Below are 22,200 nucleotides of genomic sequence, written 5' to 3' on the forward strand. Positions count from 1 at the left end.
GCAGATCCCGGGCATTGTCCGCCTCCTCGCCGCCCTGATCCAGCTCCAGCTCCACACCGAAAAACCGGGGCCCTTCTCCCTGGAAGATAGGCTCCGGTTTGTAGTAATAATCATGGATGGGCTTGTCCCGGGACAGGGTATGGAAGCAGTCCAGGCAGTAGGGCCGCTCGTCGTATTCGTCCCCTTCCTCATAGTAAGCAGAACTCTCCCGGATCAGCGAGCCGCAGCGGCAGCAGTTGGTGTAGTGGTCGTCAAAGCAGTTCTGGCACAGGGGCGTGTCGGCTGTACCCGCGTTGTCGCTATCCCAGATCCGCTCCCCGCAGTGGCGGCAGAACAAGGTGTTGTTGTCCAGGCATTGGGCGCAGAGGTCCTGGCCATCGAAGTGGTACAGCTGCTCGGTTGGCAGAGCGGCGCCGCAGATCTCGCAGGTGTGCAATTCTTTCATGATGATCCCTCCTAAAAATGCAAAAAGACCCCGGGGCTTTCCCCGAGGCCATCGTAGTTTATAGTATGTAGTTTAGTTTTGGGACAATCCGGATGGCGGAAAGAGATCCAGTGCCAGCAGAATGGCCACCCGGACGCCCTCCCGGAAAGCTGCCTCCATCACGACCCGTTCTCGCTGTCCGTAGGCGTCCCCCAGCTTCTCCAGCCACTCCCTACCCGCATTGTCCAGGAGATTGATCAGAGCATCGCCCGCCTCCAGGATTTGAGCCATGGCGCTGTGATAGGCTTCTCCACCGAGCTGTCGTTCTCCGTCCAACAGCCGCTCAATCATGGCGCACCTCCGGGAAGAGCTTGATGGCCCGAAACCATTCCGCATAGCGGGCAATCTGTTCCTCCGTCAGGCTGGTAAAGCGGTCGCTGTCCGGCGGCGCGGCGCACAGGAAGAAGGTGCCGGCGATCACATCGTAGATCTCTCCGGTATCCAGCCGAAGCGCCCGATTGAGAGGCAGGCCCAGGCATTTCCCCTCCTCGTTGCAGACCAGCGCCACGGGCTCCTCAAACGGATATACGGCCTGGATGCTTCCACCCACCACGGCCTGCATAGACTCCAGGCTGTCTCCAATCTCTGTTAGCCGTGGCGCCTTTCCTGGCTCTACAAGCAAGATTCTCATACGTATTTCCTCCATAAAACAAAGATAGCCCACTGGAGTGGGATACTCCAGTGGGCTTCATAGATATAATTTATATCTGGTTTTGCGTGGAGGACGGATTTCAGACAAAATCATACATAGGCGGTCTGTCAAATAACTCCCGGGGGACCTGTGGTCTCTTCTGATTCAAGTATCAGGCTGGGTGTTCTCCGCCAGATATTCCTGGCAAAACTGCTTTAGGACAGGAATATCCGTAATGGCTGTCTCCCAAATAATCTCACGGCTCATACTGCCGTAGCTGTGGGCGACAAGATTCCGCATCCCCTTGATCGGGCCCCATTGAATCCGGCCTGCGGTGGCGGTACGGAATTCAGCGGAGAGCTTTCCGCTCAGCTCGCCAATCTGCAAAATGGAGAACGAGATGGACCGCTGGTAATCAGCGTCATGGTCAAAAGCGGAAAAATCCGCCCCATAGCGGGCAATCGTCTTTTCGATTTCCACGCAGTAATCCAGGATGTGCGCCAAACGCTGGCGATCAGGCGACTGCATAGAGTTGCACCTTCTCTCTCCATACGGCTTTCCGGAAATCCTCTTCATGAGGCATCTGAACAGGCTGTTCCAAGGAGCTGACTGTGATCAGATCGATTTTCTTCTGGAGAGCATCCTCCAAATCACAGTACAGCGCCCCGAGGGCAAACAGGCTCTTTAATGCGGTGCCCGTGGTGTCTACAAGCAGATCAATATCACTGTGTTCGGTCGCCTCATTGCGGGCATAGGAGCCGAAAAGATAGACCGCTTTCAGCCCGTATTTTTGGGCGACCGGCGCAATCCGGGCCTGAATCTCGGAAATAGAATAGACCATGTCCGCGCCCCCTTCCTTATTTTTCAGTATTAGTATAGCAGGAAACGCTGGCTTTTACAACCGCACACCACAGCAGGATCAGAGAGAAGAAATCCGATAATCGAGCCGGTGAAAGCGCCGCCAGACCTTCCGGGTTCTATGGCCTCCTTTCACCGGCCTGTGTACCATCACAGCTTCTTCCTGCTTGTGGCAGTGCCCTGTTAAAATAGTACACAGGATTACCGTATGGCGCTGTTTCCTGGGGGCCTTTCGGTCCTCCTCCAGCCATCTATCAATGATGGGGATGAAGTCTTGCAGCACCGGATAGCTCCGTGGCTCAATATCCGGCAGATTGTCCTCGCTCCAGTTTTCCTGGTAGGCGTACTTGCGGACAGTCTCAAAGCTGTGGCCGGTTATGCGGGATATTTCCCGCAAACTTGCCTCTTCATTTTCGTATAGGTCTTTGATATACTTGATTTGAGCCATTCGTAACACCTTTCTGCTACCCCCTTATGGTTATCCCACCTAAAGGGTAGCGTTTATTTCAGGTGCTGACAATGGCTCATTTTATTTGCCATTGGGGTGCTCACTTTTTGAGTACCATTTGCTACATTTTCATTTTACCGAAAACATAGGTTCATAGCCATACTGCTTCATAAGGGGATACATCAACATTTCAATTCGATATTTGTCAAAAATGCTTAGGTATTTGCTATGTTGACTGTATAGCGGCTTTGTATCAAATCCCTGCAACACAACTCCAGCTGTAGTCAATCCATCATGACCCTGTCCACACCAAGTAGTCTGGTACATTGTTTCGCACATCGGTATGTCGAGAAAGTCTGTAAGACTCTCTAAAGTTGCCTCTGGGTTGAGTTTCAAATCTTCAAAACGGATCACACTTATATGCTCTTTGAGGGGGTGTTCATTGGCAAACAGATAATCCTTCGGCAAAAATGTCCCAAATGCCATGCAGTAAAATGGATCCAGCTGATGATTTCCATTTGCATCTTTTGCCATAGGGTGGCTTTCCAGCATAAAACGCGTGACACTTCCTGCATGTGTAACAGGATCTCGAATAGTTGCAATCGCCTTATAGTCTGGATAAGTGTTAGCGTCCGGCGAAAACAACCACTCCAGGTCCATCGAAAACAACCAAATTTAGTCCACTGAAAATAACCAATCGACATTTCCATAGACTCCTTTACACTGGGGGTGTAGCCAACCCTCGGTGAAAGGAGTAAACATGAAGAAACCCAATTTAGCGGCTATGACCCCAGAGGTGGCGAAAGCCATTGAAGAGACGATGGCAGAACAGGGAGAGATGTTCTCCCTGGAGAAAGTCAACCTCGCGGAGCTGGGCCGGCGTACCGGTCTCTCACGCCAGAAACTGCGCCGTATGAAGGCGCACAATTTCGAGGACACACAGCACGCAGCCAAGGGACGGAAGTCTCCTGTAACCTTGCTGAGTGGCTACACGGGTCTCTTGGACGGGCTGCTGAGAAACGGCGTGACCAATTCTGCCGTGTGTTTAAGCAGGTTGAAAGAAAACGGCTATACTGGCAGCCAGACCACGATTAAGCGTTATATCGCCTCACACCAGCATCTTGTCCCGGCACCTCGCCACGCTGTTGCCTCTCAAGGAAAACGTGGGCGCAGGTATCTCACTGCACCTGGCGAGGCGTACCAGATGGACTGGGGCTTCGTGACGGTGGACTCGTATAACGGCCAGCAGTACCAAGCAGCGTGTTTTGTAATGATTTGCCATCACTGCGGCCAGCGGTATATAGAGTTCTTTCCCAACGCCAAGCAGGAAAACCTGTTCATCGGCATGGTTCACGCTTTCCGCTACATGGGAGTGCCCAAAGCCGTTCTCACGGACAACATGAAGAGCGTGGTGATCCGGCGGGACCATGAGGGCAAGCCGGTTTGGCAGATGTGACCCTCTCAGCTCCCTACTACAACTTTCAACGAGGCAAACGGAACTTATTTTTTTCAAAATTTCAAAACAAAATTTTTAGAAGTTCATTTTCCCTTCTGATACCCCATTGTCCCCTTATAAGAAATAAGTTTATTTATGTTTAAGGCTGACGGCCTCCACGCAGGACGCGCAGAGGCCGTCAGCCTTCATAGAATCTTATCATTCCCGTCCCATCCCTCGAAGAACAATCCCGCATCGTCTCTATCCTCGACCGCTTCGACGCCCTCTGCAACGACCTGACCTCCGGCCTGCCCGCCGAGATCGCCGCCCGGCAGAAGCAATACGAATACTACCGGGACAAGCTGCTCTCCTTCCCGGAACTGGGGGCGTGAGTCATGCCCTACAACCTCATTGCCGCCACCAACGAGAGCACCGTGGTGGCCAAGTACACCCCCAAGGGCCAGCGCTCCGACAGCTACCAGAGCGAGGCCGCGCTGGAGGCGGAGTTCATCCGTCTGCTCCAGGCCCAGGGCTACGAATACCTCGCCATCCACAGTGAGAAGGAGCTGATCGCCAACCTCCGCCGCCAGTTGGAGCTACTCAATGGCTACCAATTTCTGACAGCGAGTGGGAGCGGTTCTTCAAGTCCAGCATCGCCGGAGCCAACGACGGCATCGTGGAAAAGACCCGCCGCATCCAGGCCGACCATGTGCAGGTGCTGCGGCAGGACAGCGGCGCCCGCGATACCCGCTATGATGTGACCATCCTGGTCAACGGTCTGCCCCTGGTCCATGTGGAGCTCAAGCGCCGGGGCGTGGCCATCCGGGAGGCATTCAACCAGATCAAGCGGTACCAGCGGGACAGTTTCTGGGCCGCCAGCGGGCTCTATGAGTATGTGCAGATCTTCGTCATCTCCAACGGCACCCACACCAAGTACTACTCCAATACCACCCGCATCAGCCACATCAAGGAGATGGGCGAGGCCCGGAACAAGAGCAAAAAGACCGGCAACAGCTTCGAGTTCACCTCCTTCTGGGCGGACGGCAGCAACAAGGTCATCGCCAATCTGGTGGACTTCACCAAGACCTTTTTCTCCCGGCACACCCTGCTGAGCATCCTCACCCGCTACTGCATCTTCACCTCCGAGGAGCTTCTGATGGTCATGCGGCCCTATCAGATCGCCGCCACCGAGCGCATCCTGAACCGCATCGAGGTCTCGTCCAGCTACAAAAAGGGCGGCACGGTTGAGGCGGGCGGCTACATCTGGCACACCACCGGCAGCGGAAAGACCCTGACCTCCTTCAAGACCGCCCAGATGGCCTCTCAGCTTCCGTACATCGACAAAGTTCTGTTCGTTGTAGACCGGAAGGACCTGGATTACCAGACCATGAAGGAGTATGACCACTTTGAAAAGGGGGCGGCCAACAGCAACGCCAACACCGCCGTCCTCCAGCGCCAGTTGGAGGGCCCGGACGCACAGCTCCGCCTTTGGGAGCCCTGCTGGCTGCCCGTGCCGGGGAGCCAGTGGGCCACCCCGGCGGGCTGTGCCTATGTGGGGGAGCCCGGCCCCGGCGGCAACGAATGGGCCAATCAGGCCCTGTTCGATTACGACGGCAACGCTTTGCCCGCTCTGGAGAAGCTGCGGCGGGACGCACAGCGGGAGGATATACGCCATGGCGAATGAGCGCGGACGCACTCTGCGGGACCGGATGGCCTACTGGTCCCCGCCCCAGATTTCTGTGAACAGTCTGAAGCTGGCGGGGACGATCTTGATGGTGCTGTACTTTTTCAGCGCGGCGGTGGTGCAGAACGGCATCCTCCACGTGTCCCAGTACACCGCCGAGGAGTTCAACCAACTGCTGGCCGGCGACGGGCAGGCCATGCTGTGGGCGGGGATTGGCTCGGTGGACTCCGCGGTGGGGATCGTCGGCGTGCCCATTTTCGCCTATCTGCTGGTGCAGGGGGTGGAGCATACCTCCAATTTGCAGCGGTATATCCTGACGGTGCTGGCCTTCGCAGCGATCTCCGAGGTGCCCTACGACTTGGCCATGTTCGGCCAAGTTTGGAACTGGTCGGAGCAGAACAGCCTGTGGACCGCCTTCATCGCGCTGGTCATGCTGTGGCTGATGAAGAACTTCCGAGGCAAGGGCATGGTCCCCACTGTGCTCGGCACCGTATTCGCGGCGGGGGGCTGCTTCTGGGCCATCCTGTATTTGCTCCGGGAACGCAAAGGGGCCAGCTATGGACTGGGGGCACTGGTCAGCCTGATCTACGCCACCGCGCCCCTTGGCTTTGTGCCGGTGGCCCTGTGCGGCGGGGAGCGCCGGGATATGGGCCGGACCAAGTACGCGTACTATGTGTTCTATCCCATCATGCTGGCGTTGTTCGCTTTGTGGGGCAGCTTCATATAGAAAACAGGAGGAACTTTGATACACTCGTCATATAAGCACCTTTACAGTATTCCATATAGTCACGCCTTTCCCATATAAAAATATGCCGTACCTGAGTTGGTCAGGTACGGCATGACTCTTTTTGACACAAAATTGTACCTTCCACGCATGGCAAGGATTTTAATGTCAGGTCATAAACTCACGATTCTGCAACAACAAAAGCAGTGGCCATGCCGCCGGTTGTTGTGATGGAAACGAAAAGCGATGTGATCTCGGCACAGTCCAATATCGCTTGGAGAAAGCTGTCAACATAGATATATGGGCTTCCGTCCTCATTGTTTCTCGTCTCGATTCGGCGGTAGTCAAATCCCTTGTCAGCCAGCCTTGGGGCAATTGCTTTAAACGCAGCCTCTTTTACAGCAAATCGGGAGGCAAGATATTCTGCCGGGCCTGCCTTTTCTTGGGCGGCGGACAATTCTCCCTGGGTAAATACTTTGGACAGAGTGCCTTTGCTCATACGTTTTAACAGACCCTCGACGTCTCCGATGACGACCGTATCAATTCCGATCCCCCTGATCATGGCCATCTCCTCCTGCTCCCCTGTATGTTTACTCAACATTCCAGCGCGGAATTTTGAAACTGATACGAAAGGATATAATACTGCCGTTCTGTGGCAGATTCAGGTAGTTCTCCCAAAAGCTCGTTGATTTTTTCAAAACGATAATTGAGGGATGAACGGTGCATATTCATCGCCTTTGCCGTTTGGACTAGATTTCTGTCGTTCAAATAATACATATAGAGGGTATATGCCAGTTCAGTGTTGTTTTTTTGATCGTGTGCAGAGAGACATTTCAGTGTGGGGCAGAGGAAAACCTCCAGAGGCTCCTTTTGCAGGAACAAATTTTTCAAATGCACAAGATAATAATCTTCGTATCGGTAACAGCCGGGCACGTCGTGAATGGCCCGTGCCGCTTCCAAAGCCCTCAGTGCCTGAATATAGTAGGAACGGATCTCCATAATATTGGAAAAATGGTTGCTGAGGGAGGCATAGAGTTTATTTTTCACACAGAACGTGCAAAACGATTTGAGCGATGCTTCCGAAAGCCTGCCGTTGGGCATGACCGGGACCAAGGCGAGGAGCTTTTTCTCATAAACGACAATCCTGCTGTTGGCAAAGAGGTATTCAAGCTGATTGCGTATTTGCAGCATATTGACAGCGCCCGGCGTCAGCTCTGTTGAAATAACAAGGCAGCGCATATTGCCGGGGAAGGTGCGGTCCAGCTGATAAATAAATGCCTGATAGGCGCCGCTCACGACCACCGCCTCATCCAGCAGATCGAGGATAAAATGCTCAGACGGCCGTTTCCCATTTTGGTGCAGAAGCTCATCGTGTTTCATTTGCAAATAGATATAGCTGCGCAGAACCATCAGAAGCTCCCTGTCCATCTCAGTAAAGGTGTGCTCGAACTCATTGACCACGATATGGCCGTAATCCTTCTCGGCGCAGACAGATACCAGCAGCTGGTTGATCTGCATCTGCTCATGGAATGCCATGATCGGAATTTTGCTCTTTTTGACCCGGCTGTGGAGTGCCCCGCGATTTGCGAACGTGTAATCCCCGCTGGAAAATCCCCCGTTTTCAAGCAGCAGATCTGTAACCTGCATTTCTTGGGCCTGAAGTGCCTGTCTGGTAAGGCCAGCGATCCAGTAGGAGGAATCGAAAACCACGAGAGGGTTCCGCAGGAACGGATAGGCCGCATCCACCAGCGTCTGAACCCTTGCGCCCCCTGTCAAGGCATCCAAAAGCACAGCGCTCATGGCGCTTTTTTGATCCTCTATGAGAAAGCGTTCCCGAATGGTTTGGACGATGCGCCCTGTCTGTTCTGTTTGGATGAACAAAATGCAGCCCTGCCATGCGTTCAGCAACTGCGCTTTCTCAAATGCGGGGCCGGTGCAGAACACCAGATGGCCACAACCGCTCTGCGTCTGCCGCTTAACCGCCTCCAAGCTGTCGCTGATATACACCGTGTCCGGTAGCGGAGAGACATTCTGCTCCCGAAGGATCTCCCAGCGGGTCAGGCGGTCGTCTCCGAGGGGGGCGCCCAACAGCTCGGTTTTATCATGGGCGTCGAATAATTTCTGAAGCAAACTGACGGTAATACACATGAAACCTTCCTCCTCTGGAAAACTCTCATGCCGTTTTCTGTCGTATCTTTGTAATTATAGCAAATCGGTTGCCTACATTCATCGTACAAGTTTGTAGGAAACGGGTTTGCTTTTTCCAAAAGCTATGTATGTGGCATTTAGGGACAACCCGATTATAATTATATTATTCAAAAACGAACTGGTTCGCAACAAAAAATTCGTGGAAGTTTATAGGGGAACAGGAGGAACATGCTGATGAAAAACGCCTACACGATTCTAACGGTGAATCCCGGTTCGACGGGGACAAAGCTCGGGCTGGTCCGTGGGGACGAGATTTTGCTGGATCTGAACGTGGACACCCCGAAAGGGATGTTTCAGGACTGCCCGAATTTCGAGGATCAGGTACCCAAGCGTGAGCAAATGATTTGGGATATGCTGCGGGAGGCAAAGGTCGAACTGGAATCCATTGACGCCGTATCCGGTCGGGGCGTAGGCGTCCATTCCTGCACAGGCGGTACATATCTCATCAACGACCTCGCCTATGAGCACGCGCTGCACGACGTGGAAGGCATCAATCATCCTGCCACACTGGGCATCGTGCTTGCCGCCAAAATCGCGGCAAAGCTGAATGTGCCCGCCTACTTCGTAAATCCCATGAGTACGGACGAGTTGAGCGATGTGGCCCGGATGACCGGTATCCGAGATTTGTACCGGCCCTCCCACGCCCATCCGCTGAATATGAAGCAGGTGGCCATTCATCACAGCGAACTGATGAAGAAGCGCTATGAGGACTGCAATTATGTGATCCTGCACATGGGCGGCGGGACAAGCATCGCCGCCCACGAGAAGGGGCGGGCTGTGGACAGCACCCGCATCGGGGACGGCCAAGGTCCGATCTGCCCGAACCGGAGCGGTGATCTGTGCATTGACGATGTGATGACCCTGATCCGAAGGGGCATGACGCCGGAGGAGATTAACGAGATTGCCTCCCGCCGGGGCGGGCTCATGCAGCTGTGCGGTACCGACGATGTACGGAAAATCCGCAGCGAACTGATTCCTGCCGGAGATCAGCGGGCTAAGCTGGCGCTGGATGCCATGGAATATACGATGGTCAAATGGGCCGCCATGATGGCCGGGGCCCTGCGGGGGCAGGTGGACGCCATCCTGATGACGGGCGGCCTTGCCAACGACAAGGTCTTGGTGGAACAGCTCACCAAGGATCTGAGCTGGATCGCCCCCGTCTACGTCTATCCGGGCAGCTTCGAGACCGAGGCGCTGGCATCCGGGGCGATCCGTGTCCTGAGCGGCGTGGAGGAAGTCAAGACGTACACGGGCAAGCCGGTATGGAGCGGTTTTGCGTTTGACTGAGACAGGGCGGGCACAGTTTCCCGCGTTCACGGCGCACTGTCCCGAGGGTGTGCTGGAGATGAAGCTCACTGTCTCCCACTGTCACATAGACTCGTCCGGGCGGATGCCACCCCATGTGCTGGCCAAAGTGATGGAGGCCGCTGTAAAACGGCAGATGGAGGCGTACGGCTGGGACAGGGAAACGGTGGAGAAAAAGAATATCGCCTTGGTCGTCGGGTGGACCTCCATTCACATCAAGCGGCTGCCCCGTTTGGATGAGAACCTTTTGGTGCGGATCTGGCCGGGCCGGAAAAAATGCTCCATGCACGTTCGGAAATACGCGTTTTTCGCCGATACGGGCGAGACGCTGGTCAGTGCCGCGGTGTTGTTTCTGCCCATGGATCGAGCCAGTCGGAAGCTGACGGCGGCAGAAATCCCGGTTCTGCCGGAGGTGGTGATATCCGGAGAGGCAGATGTCCCCAGCCTGCGCAGGGCGTTCCCCGAGGAACTGCCCAACCGATTTGTACGGACAGTCTGTGCCTATGAAATCGACGAGAATGGGCATATGAACAACACTTGTTATCTGCAATGGGCCGATGAGCTTTGGGCGGGCGGTCACCATGGGCAGTATGAACCGCGCTCCATCTGGATGCAGTATATCAACGAGTTGATGGAAGGCCAGACGGTGGCACTGGGCTACGCCGTAGAGGGACAGTGCCTGTATGTGCGCGGGAGCGTTAACCAAGTGGATTCGTTTCTTGCCGTGATCCAATATGAATCCTGTGACGTTCCTGCCGGCGGCAGGGATCGTCTACAGTAGATAAAATACACCGAAGGAGAAACACAAACAAAACTATTTTGAACGGAGGGGCAAGGAAGAATGGTCGTAGAAAACAGAGGTCAACAGCAGAGCGTGCGGTATGTGGTGGATACAGACCGCTGCTGCGGGTGCAGGCGGTGCATCCGCAGGTGTCAGGAGAACGTGTGGCAATGGGACGAGGAGCACCATCACGCATATCCGAAGTACCCGGATGAATGTGTCCTGTGCTATCAGTGTGAAATGGATTGCCTGAACAACGTCATTGACATTCAGGCAATCGCTACGCTGCAGGTCGATCCGCTGGAGTACAGTGCGGAGTTGATGAAAAAAAAGGAGGCGGAACAGTAATGGCAGATGTGAAGGATTACGGTGAACTGTTTACTGCGGATATCTTGGTTGTCGGCGGCAGCATGGCCGGCCTGACCACTGCCATCCGAGCCAAGGAAAAGAACCCGGAGCTGGATATTCTGGTGATCGACAAGGGCGTCATCGGCTGGAACGGGCAATCCACAAAAGCCGGCAACGGGATCCGAGCCACCTCAAAGCATCCGGACGGCGTGATGAACGCCTTGGGTTATCTGGTGAACGCCCACACCCCGTTTTTGAACGATCAGGAATTCCTCAAGCGGTACTTAGAGGTTCATCGGGACAACATTGACTACATGAAGCACTGCGGCGTCCAGCTCTCCTGCGATGAGCAGGGCAACGCCACGCCGCTGCCGTTTATCCCTGACGCACTGGATATGGCGGGCATCTCCATCAACGTCAACGCTCAGCTCCGGTCCTTTGCCCTGAAGCTGGGTATCCGCTTGATGAGCCGTGTCAACATTTTTGAACTGCTGACCAGCAAAACTGGCAAGGTCATCGGCGCCATCGGCTTTGATATGGACCACGGCGAATGCAAGATCTTCCACGCGAAGGCGGTAGCTATGGCCACGCAGGGCTGCCATTTCAAGAAGATCGGTTTGGAGTTTATGGGATACGGCACCGGCGTAGGCGCCATGTACCGCGTCGGCGCGGTGATGCGGAACGTGGAGTTCTCCACCCAAGTGGACGTGGTATTCAAAAAGACCAACACGCCCATCTATGGCGGTTTTAACATGATCTGCAACAAGCACGGGGAGAACCTGACCCAGAAATATATCGGCCACATCGAGTGGGAGGTGACCCCCACCTTGGTCAACGCCATGGTGCAGGAGATTGCGGCGGGCAATGGGCCGCTGTGGGTGGATCTGGAGAAGCCTGACGAGGTCCGTATGATGATCGGCGGCACGGACATGGACGAGTCCACCCAGCGTATGCTGCGCGACAAGATGGCGTGGGAGCATTTGGTGTTCACCAAGACGGCGAAAAACATCGGCGATGTGGGCACGAAACCGGAGGCCACCATCAAAACGGTCATCCAAGTGGAGCCAATCAAAGTGGATACCGACATCAAGACAGATGTGGAGGGCCTGTGGGCCCCCGGCAAGGTCTCCACCCAAGGCAACGCTTACTTCGGCTGGACCCGGGGCGACGGCTTGGGCAACGCCGCCACTACCGGCATGATGGCCGGCGACAGCATCGCTCCCTATGCGGCGGCCGCGGACTGGGATGAACTTGACCTTGCGCAGGTGGCCGCACTGAAGGAAAAGATTTACGCTCCGCTGAACCGTCCCAACGGGCGGCAGCCGAAGGAGATCTATGATATGATCGAGCGCTATATCTTCGATGTCAACAAGTGTGTCCTGAAAAGCGAGGCTGAGATCCATAAGGTTTATCAGGACATTGCGGAGATGAAAAAGCTGATCCCCCAGCTCACGGCGGACGACCCCCACACGCTCTCCAAGTGCTTGGAGGCGGCGGACACCATCCTGTGCTTGGAAATGATCTTCCGCTCCGCGGATATGCGCAAGGAGAGCCGCGGCATCATGTATCCCCACTACCGGACGGACTATCCCGAGACGGATAACGAAAACTGGCTGAAGTGGATCAATATCCGTCAGGGCAAGGACGGCGAGATGGAGCTGTTCACGGAGGACATCCCCATGTGGAGATATCCCATCCGCCCGGAGGGGTACCAGATCCCTGAAGGCCATGTGGAAGAATACTACAAATAAGGAGGGGTGCGGGAATGAACACAGTCAATATCAAAATCAACGGCTATGACTATACCATGAAGCGTGGGATCACAATCTTGGACGCGTCCCTTGAGACGCTGAAGTTCCAACGGGAGTATCTGCGGCAGCCCATTCCCACGCTCTACTATCTGAAGGGCGTCAAGGATGTGGATGACTCCGGCGTCTGCGTCGTAGAGGCGGATGGCAAGCTGGTAAACGCCTCCACCACCCGCGTCTGCGAGGGCATGGAGATCCAGACCCGCAGCGACGCGGTGATGGCGGCCCGCAGAGAGGCCCTGGCGAAGATCTTGGCCATTCACAAAAAGAGCTGCATCTACTGCGCCCGCTCCACCAGCTGTGAGCTCCAGGAACTGCTTCACGAGTACGGCTTCACCGATGAGGCGGACCTGCCCATGGAGAAGATCGAGCTGCCTGACAACTCCTCGGTGGTGCTGGTGCGGGACAACAACAAGTGCATCCGCTGCGGACGGTGTATCAACGTCTGCGCCAAGGTTCAGGCGGTGTCCGCCATCTGCGCCACCGGCGAGGGGCTGGACAAGACCATCGCCCCCGCCTCCCCCAAGGGCCTGGCCGCCGCCAGCTGTGTCAACTGCGGCCAGTGTGTGGCCGTGTGCCCAGTGGGCGCCCTCACTGAGAAGCCCCAGTGGGAGCAGGTGAAGGAGGCCATCGCCGATCCTGAAAAGTTCGTGGTTGTCCAGGTGGCGCCCGCTGTCCGGGCCGCTCTGGGTGAGACCTTCGAGTTCCCCCTAGGTGTGGACACCGAGGGCCGTATCGCCGGTGCGCTGCGGCGGCTGGGCTTTGACAAGGTGTTTGACACCAAGGTTGGCGCCGACCTGACCATCATCGAGGAGGCCAATGAACTGATTCAGCGGATTGAGAACCATGGCGTGCTGCCGATGCTGACCTCCTGCTGCCCCGGCTGGGTAAAGTACGCGGAGCACTTCTACCCGGATATGCTGGACAATCTCTCCACCTGCAAATCCCCCCATACCATGTTTGGCGCCATCATCAAGTCTTGGTATGCGGAGAGGATGAACATACCCAAGGAGAAGATCATCACCGTCAGCGTCATGCCCTGTACCGCAAAGAAGTTCGAGATCACCCGTCCCGATGAGTGCGGCGCGGGCGTGCCGGACGTGGACTACGTCATCACCACCAACGAGCTTGGAAAAATGCTCAAGGACGCTGAGATCCAGCTGGAGGCGATCTCGCCCTCGGAGCGCTTTGATGAGCCGCTGGGAGAGGGAACCGGAGCCGGAGTTATTTTCGGCGCTACAGGCGGCGTGATGGAGGCCGCTCTGCGCACCGCTGTGGAAAAGCTCACCGGGAAGCCTCTGGAGAACCTGGAGTTCACCGACGTGCGCGGCATGAACGGCATCAAGGAAGCCTCTTACGACCTCAACGGCACCCAGGTCAAGGTGGCTGTGGTCTCCGGTCTGGCCAACGCCAACGCCCTGCTGACCCGTATCAAGACCGGTGAGGCGGACTATCAGTTCGTGGAGATCATGGCCTGCCCCGGCGGCTGCGTCAACGGCGGCGGACAGCCTCACCAACCGGCGGTGGTACAGGCACTGCAGGATGTCCCCGCAGTGCGGGCAGCCGCGCTCTATCTCAACGACGACCAGAGCGTCCTGCGCAAGTCCCATGAGAACCCGGAGCTGAACAAGATCTACGCGGACTACCTTGGAAAGCCCGGCAGCGAGAAGGCCCACAAGCTGCTGCACACCAGCTACATCATGCGGTAAATCAGGCAAGGCCGGAAAACTCAATGGAACCATGCGGCGATCCGACTTGCCGCATGGATCCATTAACTTCCAACCAATCAATTCTATCAGACAGGAGGCTAGAAACGAAATGAGTTTCAACGATAACGTCCCGAAACTGAAGCCCTATTCCAGAAGCGTATCCATCATCGGCGTGGGCGCCACTCCATTTGTGCGCGTCCTGGACGACCCCGCCGTAGACGGCCTGTGTGAACCGGAACTCTTTGGCTACGCCGCCCGGGACGCCATGAAGGACGCCGGGATCGACGGCAGCGACGTGGAGTTCTACATCCACGGTCAGGCCGGCCCCGGCTGGACCAGCAACTACGCCACCCCCAATATGCACGTTGCCAACTGGATCGGTATGAAGGCCAAGGGTTCCTACCACCACAGCGAAGCCTGCGCCACGGGCTATGTGGCTCTGGAGACCGCGGTGCAGTTAGTGGCCTCCGGGCAGTATGACATGGTGCTGAGCGGTTGCATCGAGATGCCCTACTCCATCGCCTATCCCACCCGCGTGCTCACCAAGCGCCGCTTCGGCACCGACGCCATCTTCCATGAGACGCTGTGCTCCACCCTGCCCCGGGATTATACCCTGTTCACCCGCGGCGCCCTTCCCTTCAACTCCGAGTCCTGGCTGGACTATTACGTCAAAGAGAACAATATCAGCCCCGAGGACGTGGACGCCTTTATGACGGCGCTGTCCATTCACAGCCGCCGGGCCGCCGCGCTGAATCCCCTGTCCGCCATCACCAGCAAAACCTACGACGAGCTGGCCGCCGAGGCGGGCATGGACTCCGCTTATGAGTACCTCCACTCCAAGTTCAACCCACTGATCGGCAAGTATATGCGGGGTGCTCACTTTGAGCAGCGATGCGACGGCGCTGCCGCCGTAATCGTCTGCCCGACGGAGAAGGCTTACCAGTACACAGACCATCCCATCGAGGTGCTGGGCGTGGGCCACTCCTGTCTGGAGAACAGCAACCCGAGGCTGGAGATGCAGGCCACCACGAACGCCTACCGCCAGATGAAAGAGCTGACCGGCCTGACCGGCGCGGATATGGATCTATTCCTGACCAACGATTTCTATAACCAGTCCCAGATGCTGGCCGCCGAGATCTGCGAGTATCTGCCCAAGGGAGAGGGCTGGCAGTATGTCCGGGATGGCCGTATCGCCTTTGACGGGGACCGCCCGGTGAACTCCAACGGCGGGCGCTGCCATTACGGCCACGCGGCGGGCGCCTCCGGTCTGCACGATCTCTACGAGGCCGTGCACCAGATGCGCGGCGACGCCGGGGCCACCCAGGTGAAGCACGAGGTGAAGCGCACCATGCTCCGCGGCTTCGGCGGCGCGCAGAACCTGCTGAATATCATGTTGGAGAAAAAGTGAGATGGGAGGAAACGCTGTCATGACAAAGTATGATTTGAAGCCCATCGTAAAGACCTTTTATGACGCACTGGAAGAGGGCACGATATTGGGCCGCAAATGCCTGCGGTGCGGACACATCGAGTTTCCCCCGTTCCTCTGCTGCAACGCCTGCGGCGGTCTGGACACCGAGTGGGTGGATCTGACCAATGTGCGGGGCGTGGTCAAGCAGGCCCTGCCCACCAAGGGTGCTTTCGGCGACCCTGATTTCCGCAATCAGCACGGCGACTACTTCGCCGTCGAAGTGGAGATCCCCGGCGCCGACCCCTTTAACACCAGCCTTCTGCATGTGGATTACGACAAATACGCGGAGTTCGACAAGGCGATCAGCGAAAAGCCCGTGGCGGTCAAGCCGCTGATCATCCAGGACGAGGATGTCAAGGTCGTGGTGTGGGAGATCGACGGGGAGAGCGAGTTCAAGAAGATCCCCGAGTTGAAGCCCGCGAAGAAGGCCGAGGAGTCCGCCCCCGCGGCGGTCCCAGTCCCAGCTGGACCCGCCGGCGCGGACGATGAGATCGCCCAGACCGTCATCAGCTGCGCGGCGGAGGCCTACGGCGTAGACAAAGCGGCCATCACCCTGGACACCGACATCCGCGAGGACCTCTCCAACGAGTCCATGAAGATGATCGTGATGATCTCCGAGATTGAGGAGCGGCTTCAGGTCACCATCGAGATCCAGGAGGCCAGCCTGCTCAACACCGTCGGCGAGTTCGTCGCCACGGTAAAGGAGCGGAAGGGCATCACTGTCGATCCTCAGCCCGCGGGGACGCCGAACGCACCCCAGGCCAAGGAAAGCGCCGCGAAACGCGCCGCCGCCCCCGTGGACGACCCGGTGGGCCAGACCGTTATCGAATGCGCGGCCGAGGCCTACGGCGTGGACAAGGAGACTATCTCTCTGGACACGGACATCCGTGAGGACCTCTCCAACGAGTCCATGAAGATGATCGTGATGATCTCTGAGATCGAGGAGAGGCTCCAGGTCACCATCGAGATCCAGGAGGCCAGCCTGCTGAATACCATCGGCGAGTTCGTCGCCAAGGTGAAAGAGAGGCTTTGAGCATGAGCTTTATTGATTCGATTTATGAAAAGGCGAAGGCCGATGTAAAAACCATAGCCATTCCTGAGTACGACAACGACTACATGATGAAGGCCGCTGTAAAGGCCCATCACGACGGGATCGCCAATATCCTCCTGGTGGGCCCCGCCGCCGAGGTACAGGCGCGGGCGGACGAGCTGGGCCTGGACATCGCCGGCATCCCCATTGCTGACCCGGGGGACGAGACCTTTGTCAGCGCCCTTCTGGATCGCTATGCCGCCCTGCCGGAGAAAGTGATGCCCAAGAGCTTCATTGCCAAACGGATCACCAGCCCCCTGTACCTGGCTCTGGTGATCGAGGCCGTGGGCGACGCGGACGGCACGCTGGCCGGGGTGAACGCCACCACCTATGAGTTCATCATGGCGGCCAACAGCACCATCGGCCTGAAGCCCGGAGTCCCCACCGCGTCCGGCATGCTGATCGTGGAGGCGGAGGACTTCGGCGGCCAGCAGGGTACCTGCTTCGGTATGTCCGACGGCGCGGTCTGCATTTCTCCTACGGTGGAGCAGCACGCCAGCATCGCCATTGCTTCCTGTGAGACGTTCCGCGCAATTACGGGCGTCGAACCCCGGTGCGCGTTCCTCTCCTACTCCACCGACGGCAGCGGCGGTTCCAGTGAACCTGTCAAGAAGATCCGCGATGCGCTGGCTTTGGCGCAAAAGCTGCGCCCGGATCTCAAGATCGACGGAGAATTCCAGACGGATGCCGCCATTGACGAACGCGTCGGGGCAAAGAAGGTGAAACGCCCCAGCGAGGTTGCCGGCAGGGCCAATGTGCTCATTTTCCCAGATGCGGCAGCCTGCAATATCGGCTCGAAGCTGGTGCTTCGCTTTGCGAAAGGCGTGAAGCAGTACGGGCCTCTATATCAGGGGTTCCGCCTTCCAATCTTGGATTGCTCCCGGAGCGATACTGATGTGACTCTCTACAACAACATTGCGCTGCTCAGTGTGCTTGCGGCGGATCAGCAATCGTAATAACGCAGTGTAGCGCCAATTTAGAAAGGACCGTCTGGATATCTTGACAAGGGAGGAACTTCACTATGGACAGTAAGCAGTTGACCAACAACCGCTTCGGCAAATGGGGCTGGAGCATGATCATCTACACACTCCTGCTCTACTATATTTACGCAGGACTCTGTGTAGACAGCATGAACCTTTACCCGGATGTGTTTGCGGGTATGTATGGAATGGACCGAAACCTGCTTCTGGGTTTGGCCACCCCTGCCGGTGTCATTGGTGTATTGGGCGGTGTGGTATTTGGCCACATCTGCATGAAAACAGGTGTCCGCCTGATGTCCGGCATATCATTGATTATCGCCGGTATCCTGTATATCATCTTTGGTTTTGCCAGCACCCCCGTTTTATATTTGATCGTACTCACTGCGCTGTGCTTTGTGGCCAACGCTTTCGGACTCATTTCTACCGCCACCCTGATGGGCAACTGGTTTCCCCGCAAGAAAGGCATTGCGCTGGGCTGGGCCACCATGGGCGCGCCTTTGGCCACAGCCACCTTTGTAGCCCTGTTGAGCACCCTGTACGGTGCCATCGGTCTGCCAATGACTTCTGCGGGCGTGGGTATCGTGGTGATGCTGATGGGAATCATCACCTTCTTCTGGGTAAAGGATTATCCGGAGGAGGTAGGAGTCTATCCCGATAACATCAAAGAAGGCGGCGAACAGCTGTCTGCTCAACTCAACGAGATGAAGTCCTACAAGAGCAGCTTCACTGTGGGACGTCTGCTGCGGGATAAGGATATGTGGCTCATTGCCGTCGGCTTTGGTCTCCTGTGGATGGTCACTGTAGGGATCGTGTCCCAGTTTGTGCCCCGGATGATCAGCGTGTGGGCTCCCGCTATGGGAGCTGAAGCGGCCCAAGGCAAGGCTATGCTCATGCTCACCGTAGCCGCGTTGATTGGGCTGGTCGGCTCCTATTTTTGGGGTTGGTTGGACCAGAAGGTGGGGACCAAGCCCGCTTCTTGTGTCTACTCCCTGTCTTATATCGCCGCCCTACTGTTGCTGATTTTTGCACAGGTGGAGATCCTCATCTATATTGCCGTTCTCTTTGTGGGCTTTGGCATCGGCGGCCTGCTGAATCTGATGCCTTCTCTGGTCATTTCCGTGTATGGCCGGCATGATTTTCAAGCTGCCAACAGTTTGGTATCTCCCATTGCCTCTCTGCTGCAAAAGGCTGCTTTCGCCTTGATGGCTGTTCTGCTCACAATTTCCAATGGTGACTACACACTGCCCTATGCTGTATTTATCGGGGTGGATGTGCTGGGATTGATCCTGCTGCTGTGTGTCACCAATCAATGTAAGGGCCGGCAGGATTGAATTGATTGACCAATCCTGTTCTCCTCTCTTAGCCCCCCGTATGCTCTTTATACGGGAGGGCACCCTTTTATCGAGCACAGCAGTTTCCGATTAACCAGAAAATCAATACCATGTGGTCTGGCCGGCAGCTCAGCATCCAATGCTATGATTAATACAAGAAAAATATAGCAATGAAAAGAGAAAAAATATATGGTGCTGCTGGTATACGTGCATCCAAAACGCAGGTTGCTCTGCGAAAAAACATTATACGTCTGTTCCTTTCTTGAAATCCGATGTTTCTGTGAAACATCGGATTTCTGTTTTTGTCGAGTTTTGATGGTTCATGTCGAAAAATTGTGCAGCTGGGACGACACCACAGTGTGGCAGCCCTATATCGCCAAATACCCATGATCACCAGCCTCAGAGTTCCACCTAAGAGGTCTGAAGCTGGTAACCATGTGCAGGTTGGCCAGCGCAGACCCCACAGCCTTTTTGCCACGATCTCCAACCTCAGATCCTCCAAAATTCTGAGATTGGAGACTATACATATGAGCTATGACATAACTGAAAGTGGGAAGCGTATTCGCCAACTCTGCATTCAAAAAGGATGCACACAAGAAAAAATGCACGAACGCTGAATATTGACAGAAGTTTTTATGGCCGCATTGAATCTGGGAAAAAGGGTTGCTCTGTGGATCCCAAGACGCCGGGCCGCTGCCGCCCCGCCGATCTCGTCCGCCAGCTTCAATGCCTCTGCTCGCTCCTCCGCAGTGTACCTCTTTCCCATGTTGAGCCCTCCTCAGCTTTCTCTATTTTACCATCTTTCCTTGCGTTCCGGGACTCAACTTTTATGATAACACTCCAGAGCCGGTCCTTGGGCATTTTGAATTGCTCCACCTGATTTGGCTTTTCCTCCTGCATGATGGACAGGATCACATCCGGGTTTAACTTGCCTTGCTCTGAAAAGCTCCGTATTTTGATGGCCTGGGCATGGGACGGAGTGCGGTCCTCGCCCTCCATAACCTCCAGCAAGGCGGTCTGCTCACTTTCTGGCAGATAGGACAGCTCCACGGCGGGGCGCAGGGCCATTTGCGGCTTGCCCGTTTCTTTCAGCACAGTATTGTCAACCATGCTCAAAATTAGGGGAATCAGGTTTATTAGGCGGATATAGCGGTGGATTTGCCTGGAACTATCGGGGGCTTCCGCGGCTAAATCGTTTCTGGAATTGATAGTAGCAGACTTTTGGCCCACTGGGCCAAAAGTTAAATCTGTGCATTCTCCCTGTCGCTTCATGGCATCCAGCTTCATTTTGTAGGCAAACGCTTTTTCTGATGGTAAGACCTGCTCCCGCTGAAGGTTGCTGTCCACCATGACGATGATGGCTTCATCGTCGGTCAGCTCCCGGACAATGCAGGGACACACAGGGCAGGCCCACCTGCTCTGCAAACTGTTCCACGATACTGGATTTCCCGATTCCAACAGTTCCCCAGATAAATACTGGCCGTACCAAGCCCACGTTCAACAGGATGTCCAGAAGCTGCTTCTGGTTGACGGTTGTTGTAAGGTTCATGGTTCCCTTCCTTTCCGGCGGATTAGCCGCCGATACACAAAAAGATAGCCCACCGGAGTAGAATGCTCCGGTGGGCTTCATAGATATAATTTATATATCGATGTACAGCTGGATCGGAAATCTGCCTCTCACCACGTAATACGGGAAAAAACGGTGGGGTTCATATCTTTGTCAAAATAGAGATAGTATCCAACATCCTCATTATAGGCTTGATAGACAGAATTTGTTTCGGCCGTAATGACAGCTCTCTCTGGATATTCAATCTTTCCAAAGATCATGGACATACCCTCGGCTTTGCCATTGCGAATAATGGTTACATTTTGAATGACCAGATTGCCCGCTCCATCAACGCTTGCCTCTGAACCGAGCGTTGCATCAATACTTTCATCCCTAGAAAAGCTCGGTATAGAGTAGGTTTCAGCAAACTTAAAAATAATTGTGCCGTCTAACTGACCTCCATCGGCCTCCCACCGATTCTCATCACCCCAGTACATGGGAAGATCCACCGACAAATCGGCTGTGTCAAATATGGTGGGGTTGGCAGATTCGATTTCCCCCACTGTTATATGGGCAGATCTTGGGTCACTGTCATCGTATTCAACTATGGCGCTATCAAGGTTCCCTGTACCAATTTCTGCAGGAAGAATTGTTGCCACCGCATTTACGAGCTCACTATCCGAAATTTCAGGGGGATCGTACGTATATTCTGTGGTACTCGGTCTTGAAGGCCCTGTCCATGTCCATACTCCACCCCGAAATTCCCATAGGCAGAAATCATTTTGCGTAACAGTACAGTAGGGGCCGTCTGTATACTGATGTAGATAAGATACCTCACAGGCATCGACCCGGTCTGGTGTCTCAATAATCTCTGTCTCAAGCAGTTCATCCTGAGGATAGGTTTTTGAATCGTTTGCTTGGAACCACTCCTGTACCAGTTCCGTACTCGGATAGGCTGTAATCTCATAAGTGCCGACATAATCCTGATAGACAGTCGTTAGTACCACTTCGTCATCTTCTGTTATATCATATTTTAACGAAAAACTGCCCGTGTAGATTGCATATGGTGACTCTGCCGTAGCAGTGCCATAATAATAATCGGATGTTTCAGTTAACTCCCATATCTCTGTTTCGAATGATGTAATTGCGTAAGACTCTCGATCACTTTCGGAGCCACTTGGGACGACACGCAACCAAAACGAATCACTTGATGACAAGTCCGCAATCAGTTCGGCCTCTGTTTTCTGCTCTGGAGCAGATGCCCCGCCAGAACTTCCGCAGGCTGCCGCAAATAGTAGTAATAGCCCTGCCTCCAGCAGCAGTAGTGTTTTTTTCATATCCCGCACCTCCAAATTATGTGCC

22 protein-coding genes and 3 pseudogenes are annotated in these 22,200 nt (G+C 55.4%); 13 read left to right on the top strand and 12 right to left on the bottom strand.

Annotation, left to right across the window (positions count from 1 at the left end; all coding sequences use genetic code 11):
• The 7 genes and pseudogenes from B5G34_RS16750 to B5G34_RS16780 form a co-directional block, all read right to left on the bottom strand.
• A pseudogene (locus B5G34_RS16750) lies at positions 1 to 445 on the bottom strand (hypothetical protein); the annotation flags it as partial.
• A gap of 72 nt (positions 446 to 517) precedes the next feature.
• On the bottom strand, positions 518 to 775 hold the full coding sequence (locus B5G34_RS16755; protein WP_087340237.1) for a DUF6809 family protein: 258 nt from the start codon (positions 773 to 775) through the stop codon (positions 518 to 520).
• Positions 768 to 1,115, bottom strand: coding sequence for a DUF3846 domain-containing protein (locus B5G34_RS16760; RefSeq protein ID WP_087340239.1), 348 nt, complete (start codon positions 1,113 to 1,115; stop codon positions 768 to 770). Before B5G34_RS16760 ends, B5G34_RS16755 begins: the two co-directional genes overlap by 8 nt.
• A 165-nt stretch (positions 1,116 to 1,280) precedes the next feature.
• Positions 1,281 to 1,643, bottom strand: a complete 363-nt coding sequence (locus tag B5G34_RS16765; RefSeq protein WP_087340241.1) for a HepT-like ribonuclease domain-containing protein — start codon at positions 1,641 to 1,643, stop codon at positions 1,281 to 1,283.
• Complete coding sequence (locus B5G34_RS16770) at positions 1,630 to 1,956, bottom strand: nucleotidyltransferase domain-containing protein (protein WP_087340243.1); 327 nt, start codon at positions 1,954 to 1,956, stop codon at positions 1,630 to 1,632. The genes B5G34_RS16765 and B5G34_RS16770 overlap by 14 nt, the downstream gene beginning before the upstream one ends.
• Positions 1,957 to 2,034: 78 nt before the next feature.
• Positions 2,035 to 2,370 carry a hypothetical protein gene (locus tag B5G34_RS16775; RefSeq protein WP_140397287.1) on the bottom strand — a complete coding sequence of 112 codons (336 nt, stop codon included), beginning with the start codon at positions 2,368 to 2,370 and terminating at the stop codon, positions 2,035 to 2,037.
• Between the two features lie 180 nt (positions 2,371 to 2,550).
• On the bottom strand, positions 2,551 to 3,081 hold the full coding sequence (locus tag B5G34_RS16780) for a sulfotransferase (RefSeq protein WP_087340247.1): 531 nt from the start codon (positions 3,079 to 3,081) through the stop codon (positions 2,551 to 2,553).
• A gap of 100 nt (positions 3,082 to 3,181) precedes the next feature.
• Here B5G34_RS16780 and B5G34_RS18985 point away from each other — a divergent pair, with 100 nt between their 5' ends.
• From B5G34_RS18985 to B5G34_RS16800, 4 genes and pseudogenes are all read left to right on the top strand, one after another.
• Positions 3,182 to 3,877 (top strand): DDE-type integrase/transposase/recombinase, encoded by a 696-nt coding sequence (locus tag B5G34_RS18985; RefSeq protein ID WP_140397288.1) that lies wholly within the window; start codon positions 3,182 to 3,184, stop codon positions 3,875 to 3,877.
• Between the two features lie 194 nt (positions 3,878 to 4,071).
• Positions 4,072 to 4,248: pseudogene (locus tag B5G34_RS16790) on the top strand (restriction endonuclease subunit S); the annotation flags it as partial.
• A gap of 3 nt (positions 4,249 to 4,251) precedes the next feature.
• A pseudogene (locus B5G34_RS16795) lies at positions 4,252 to 5,321 on the top strand (type I restriction endonuclease); the annotation flags it as partial.
• 208 nt (positions 5,322 to 5,529) lie between these two features.
• On the top strand, positions 5,530 to 6,267 hold the full coding sequence (locus tag B5G34_RS16800) for a TraX family protein (RefSeq protein ID WP_162609518.1): 738 nt from the start codon (positions 5,530 to 5,532) through the stop codon (positions 6,265 to 6,267).
• Positions 6,268 to 6,445: 178 nt separating this feature from the next.
• Here B5G34_RS16800 and acpS read toward each other — a convergent pair whose 3' ends face one another.
• Positions 6,446 to 6,826 (bottom strand): holo-ACP synthase, encoded by a 381-nt coding sequence (gene acpS / locus B5G34_RS16805; RefSeq protein WP_158099467.1) that lies wholly within the window; start codon positions 6,824 to 6,826, stop codon positions 6,446 to 6,448.
• 32 nt (positions 6,827 to 6,858) lie between these two features.
• A complete protein-coding gene (locus tag B5G34_RS16810) occupies positions 6,859 to 8,412 on the bottom strand; it encodes a helix-turn-helix domain-containing protein (protein ID WP_087327818.1) in 1,554 nt (517 codons plus the stop codon).
• Between the two features lie 234 nt (positions 8,413 to 8,646).
• Between B5G34_RS16810 and buk the strand changes: the two genes are divergently transcribed.
• From buk to B5G34_RS16855, 9 genes are all read left to right on the top strand, one after another.
• On the top strand, positions 8,647 to 9,759 hold the full coding sequence (gene buk, locus B5G34_RS16815; protein ID WP_087327821.1) for a butyrate kinase: 1,113 nt from the start codon (positions 8,647 to 8,649) through the stop codon (positions 9,757 to 9,759).
• A gap of 58 nt (positions 9,760 to 9,817) precedes the next feature.
• A complete protein-coding gene (locus B5G34_RS16820; protein ID WP_140397289.1) occupies positions 9,818 to 10,558 on the top strand; it encodes an acyl-ACP thioesterase domain-containing protein in 741 nt (246 codons plus the stop codon).
• Between the two features lie 60 nt (positions 10,559 to 10,618).
• Positions 10,619 to 10,906, top strand: coding sequence for a hypothetical protein (locus tag B5G34_RS16825; RefSeq protein WP_087327828.1), 288 nt, complete (start codon positions 10,619 to 10,621; stop codon positions 10,904 to 10,906).
• Positions 10,906 to 12,657, top strand: coding sequence for an FAD-binding protein (locus B5G34_RS16830; RefSeq protein ID WP_087340252.1), 1,752 nt, complete (start codon positions 10,906 to 10,908; stop codon positions 12,655 to 12,657). The genes B5G34_RS16825 and B5G34_RS16830 overlap by 1 nt, the downstream gene beginning before the upstream one ends.
• Positions 12,658 to 12,671: 14 nt before the next feature.
• A complete protein-coding gene (locus B5G34_RS16835) occupies positions 12,672 to 14,423 on the top strand; it encodes an NADH-dependent [FeFe] hydrogenase, group A6 (protein ID WP_087340254.1) in 1,752 nt (583 codons plus the stop codon).
• Between the two features lie 109 nt (positions 14,424 to 14,532).
• Complete coding sequence (locus B5G34_RS16840) at positions 14,533 to 15,831, top strand: thiolase family protein (protein WP_087327837.1); 1,299 nt, start codon at positions 14,533 to 14,535, stop codon at positions 15,829 to 15,831.
• A gap of 19 nt (positions 15,832 to 15,850) precedes the next feature.
• Positions 15,851 to 16,924, top strand: a complete 1,074-nt coding sequence (locus tag B5G34_RS16845; RefSeq protein ID WP_070103852.1) for a phosphopantetheine-binding protein — start codon at positions 15,851 to 15,853, stop codon at positions 16,922 to 16,924.
• 2 nt (positions 16,925 to 16,926) lie between these two features.
• On the top strand, positions 16,927 to 17,937 hold the full coding sequence (locus B5G34_RS16850; protein WP_087327840.1) for a phosphate acyltransferase: 1,011 nt from the start codon (positions 16,927 to 16,929) through the stop codon (positions 17,935 to 17,937).
• 65 nt (positions 17,938 to 18,002) lie between these two features.
• Complete coding sequence (locus B5G34_RS16855; protein ID WP_087327843.1) at positions 18,003 to 19,292, top strand: MFS transporter; 1,290 nt, start codon at positions 18,003 to 18,005, stop codon at positions 19,290 to 19,292.
• 723 nt (positions 19,293 to 20,015) lie between these two features.
• Here the strand turns inward: B5G34_RS16855 and B5G34_RS19320 are convergent.
• From B5G34_RS19320 to B5G34_RS16870, 3 genes are all read right to left on the bottom strand, one after another.
• A complete protein-coding gene (locus B5G34_RS19320; protein WP_204245979.1) occupies positions 20,016 to 20,642 on the bottom strand; it encodes a hypothetical protein in 627 nt (208 codons plus the stop codon).
• Positions 20,643 to 20,655: 13 nt separating this feature from the next.
• Entirely contained in the window at positions 20,656 to 20,841 is a 186-nt protein-coding gene (locus B5G34_RS19535) for a hypothetical protein (RefSeq protein ID WP_087340257.1), read from the bottom strand.
• Between the two features lie 128 nt (positions 20,842 to 20,969).
• Positions 20,970 to 22,175, bottom strand: a complete 1,206-nt coding sequence (locus B5G34_RS16870; protein WP_087340259.1) for a hypothetical protein — start codon at positions 22,173 to 22,175, stop codon at positions 20,970 to 20,972.
• Between the last annotated feature and the right edge of the window lie 25 nt (positions 22,176 to 22,200).

This window comes from Flavonifractor sp. An82 (assembly GCF_002159265.1).
GTDB lineage: Bacteria > Bacillota > Clostridia > Oscillospirales > Oscillospiraceae > Flavonifractor.

Coding starts and splice junctions, on each gene's coding strand:
- B5G34_RS16755 (WP_087340237.1), bottom strand. CDS start 775: ATGATTGAGCGGCTGTTGGACGGAGAACGACAGCTCGGTGGAGAAGCC.
- B5G34_RS16760 (WP_087340239.1), bottom strand. CDS start 1,115: ATGAGAATCTTGCTTGTAGAGCCAGGAAAGGCGCCACGGCTAACAGAG.
- B5G34_RS16765 (WP_087340241.1), bottom strand. CDS start 1,643: ATGCAGTCGCCTGATCGCCAGCGTTTGGCGCACATCCTGGATTACTGC.
- B5G34_RS16770 (WP_087340243.1), bottom strand. CDS start 1,956: ATGGTCTATTCTATTTCCGAGATTCAGGCCCGGATTGCGCCGGTCGCC.
- B5G34_RS16780 (WP_087340247.1), bottom strand. CDS start 3,081: ATGGACCTGGAGTGGTTGTTTTCGCCGGACGCTAACACTTATCCAGAC.
- B5G34_RS18985 (WP_140397288.1), top strand. CDS start 3,182: ATGAAGAAACCCAATTTAGCGGCTATGACCCCAGAGGTGGCGAAAGCC.
- B5G34_RS16800 (WP_162609518.1), top strand. CDS start 5,530: ATGGCGAATGAGCGCGGACGCACTCTGCGGGACCGGATGGCCTACTGG.
- acpS (WP_158099467.1), bottom strand. CDS start 6,826: ATGATCAGGGGGATCGGAATTGATACGGTCGTCATCGGAGACGTCGAG.
- B5G34_RS16810 (WP_087327818.1), bottom strand. CDS start 8,412: ATGTGTATTACCGTCAGTTTGCTTCAGAAATTATTCGACGCCCATGAT.
- buk (WP_087327821.1), top strand. CDS start 8,647: ATGAAAAACGCCTACACGATTCTAACGGTGAATCCCGGTTCGACGGGG.
- B5G34_RS16820 (WP_140397289.1), top strand. CDS start 9,818: ATGAAGCTCACTGTCTCCCACTGTCACATAGACTCGTCCGGGCGGATG.
- B5G34_RS16825 (WP_087327828.1), top strand. CDS start 10,619: ATGGTCGTAGAAAACAGAGGTCAACAGCAGAGCGTGCGGTATGTGGTG.
- B5G34_RS16830 (WP_087340252.1), top strand. CDS start 10,906: ATGGCAGATGTGAAGGATTACGGTGAACTGTTTACTGCGGATATCTTG.
- B5G34_RS16835 (WP_087340254.1), top strand. CDS start 12,672: ATGAACACAGTCAATATCAAAATCAACGGCTATGACTATACCATGAAG.
- B5G34_RS16840 (WP_087327837.1), top strand. CDS start 14,533: ATGAGTTTCAACGATAACGTCCCGAAACTGAAGCCCTATTCCAGAAGC.
- B5G34_RS16845 (WP_070103852.1), top strand. CDS start 15,851: ATGACAAAGTATGATTTGAAGCCCATCGTAAAGACCTTTTATGACGCA.
- B5G34_RS16850 (WP_087327840.1), top strand. CDS start 16,927: ATGAGCTTTATTGATTCGATTTATGAAAAGGCGAAGGCCGATGTAAAA.
- B5G34_RS16855 (WP_087327843.1), top strand. CDS start 18,003: ATGGACAGTAAGCAGTTGACCAACAACCGCTTCGGCAAATGGGGCTGG.
- B5G34_RS19320 (WP_204245979.1), bottom strand. CDS start 20,642: ATGGTGGACAGCAACCTTCAGCGGGAGCAGGTCTTACCATCAGAAAAA.
- B5G34_RS19535 (WP_087340257.1), bottom strand. CDS start 20,841: ATGAACCTTACAACAACCGTCAACCAGAAGCAGCTTCTGGACATCCTG.
- B5G34_RS16870 (WP_087340259.1), bottom strand. CDS start 22,175: ATGAAAAAAACACTACTGCTGCTGGAGGCAGGGCTATTACTACTATTT.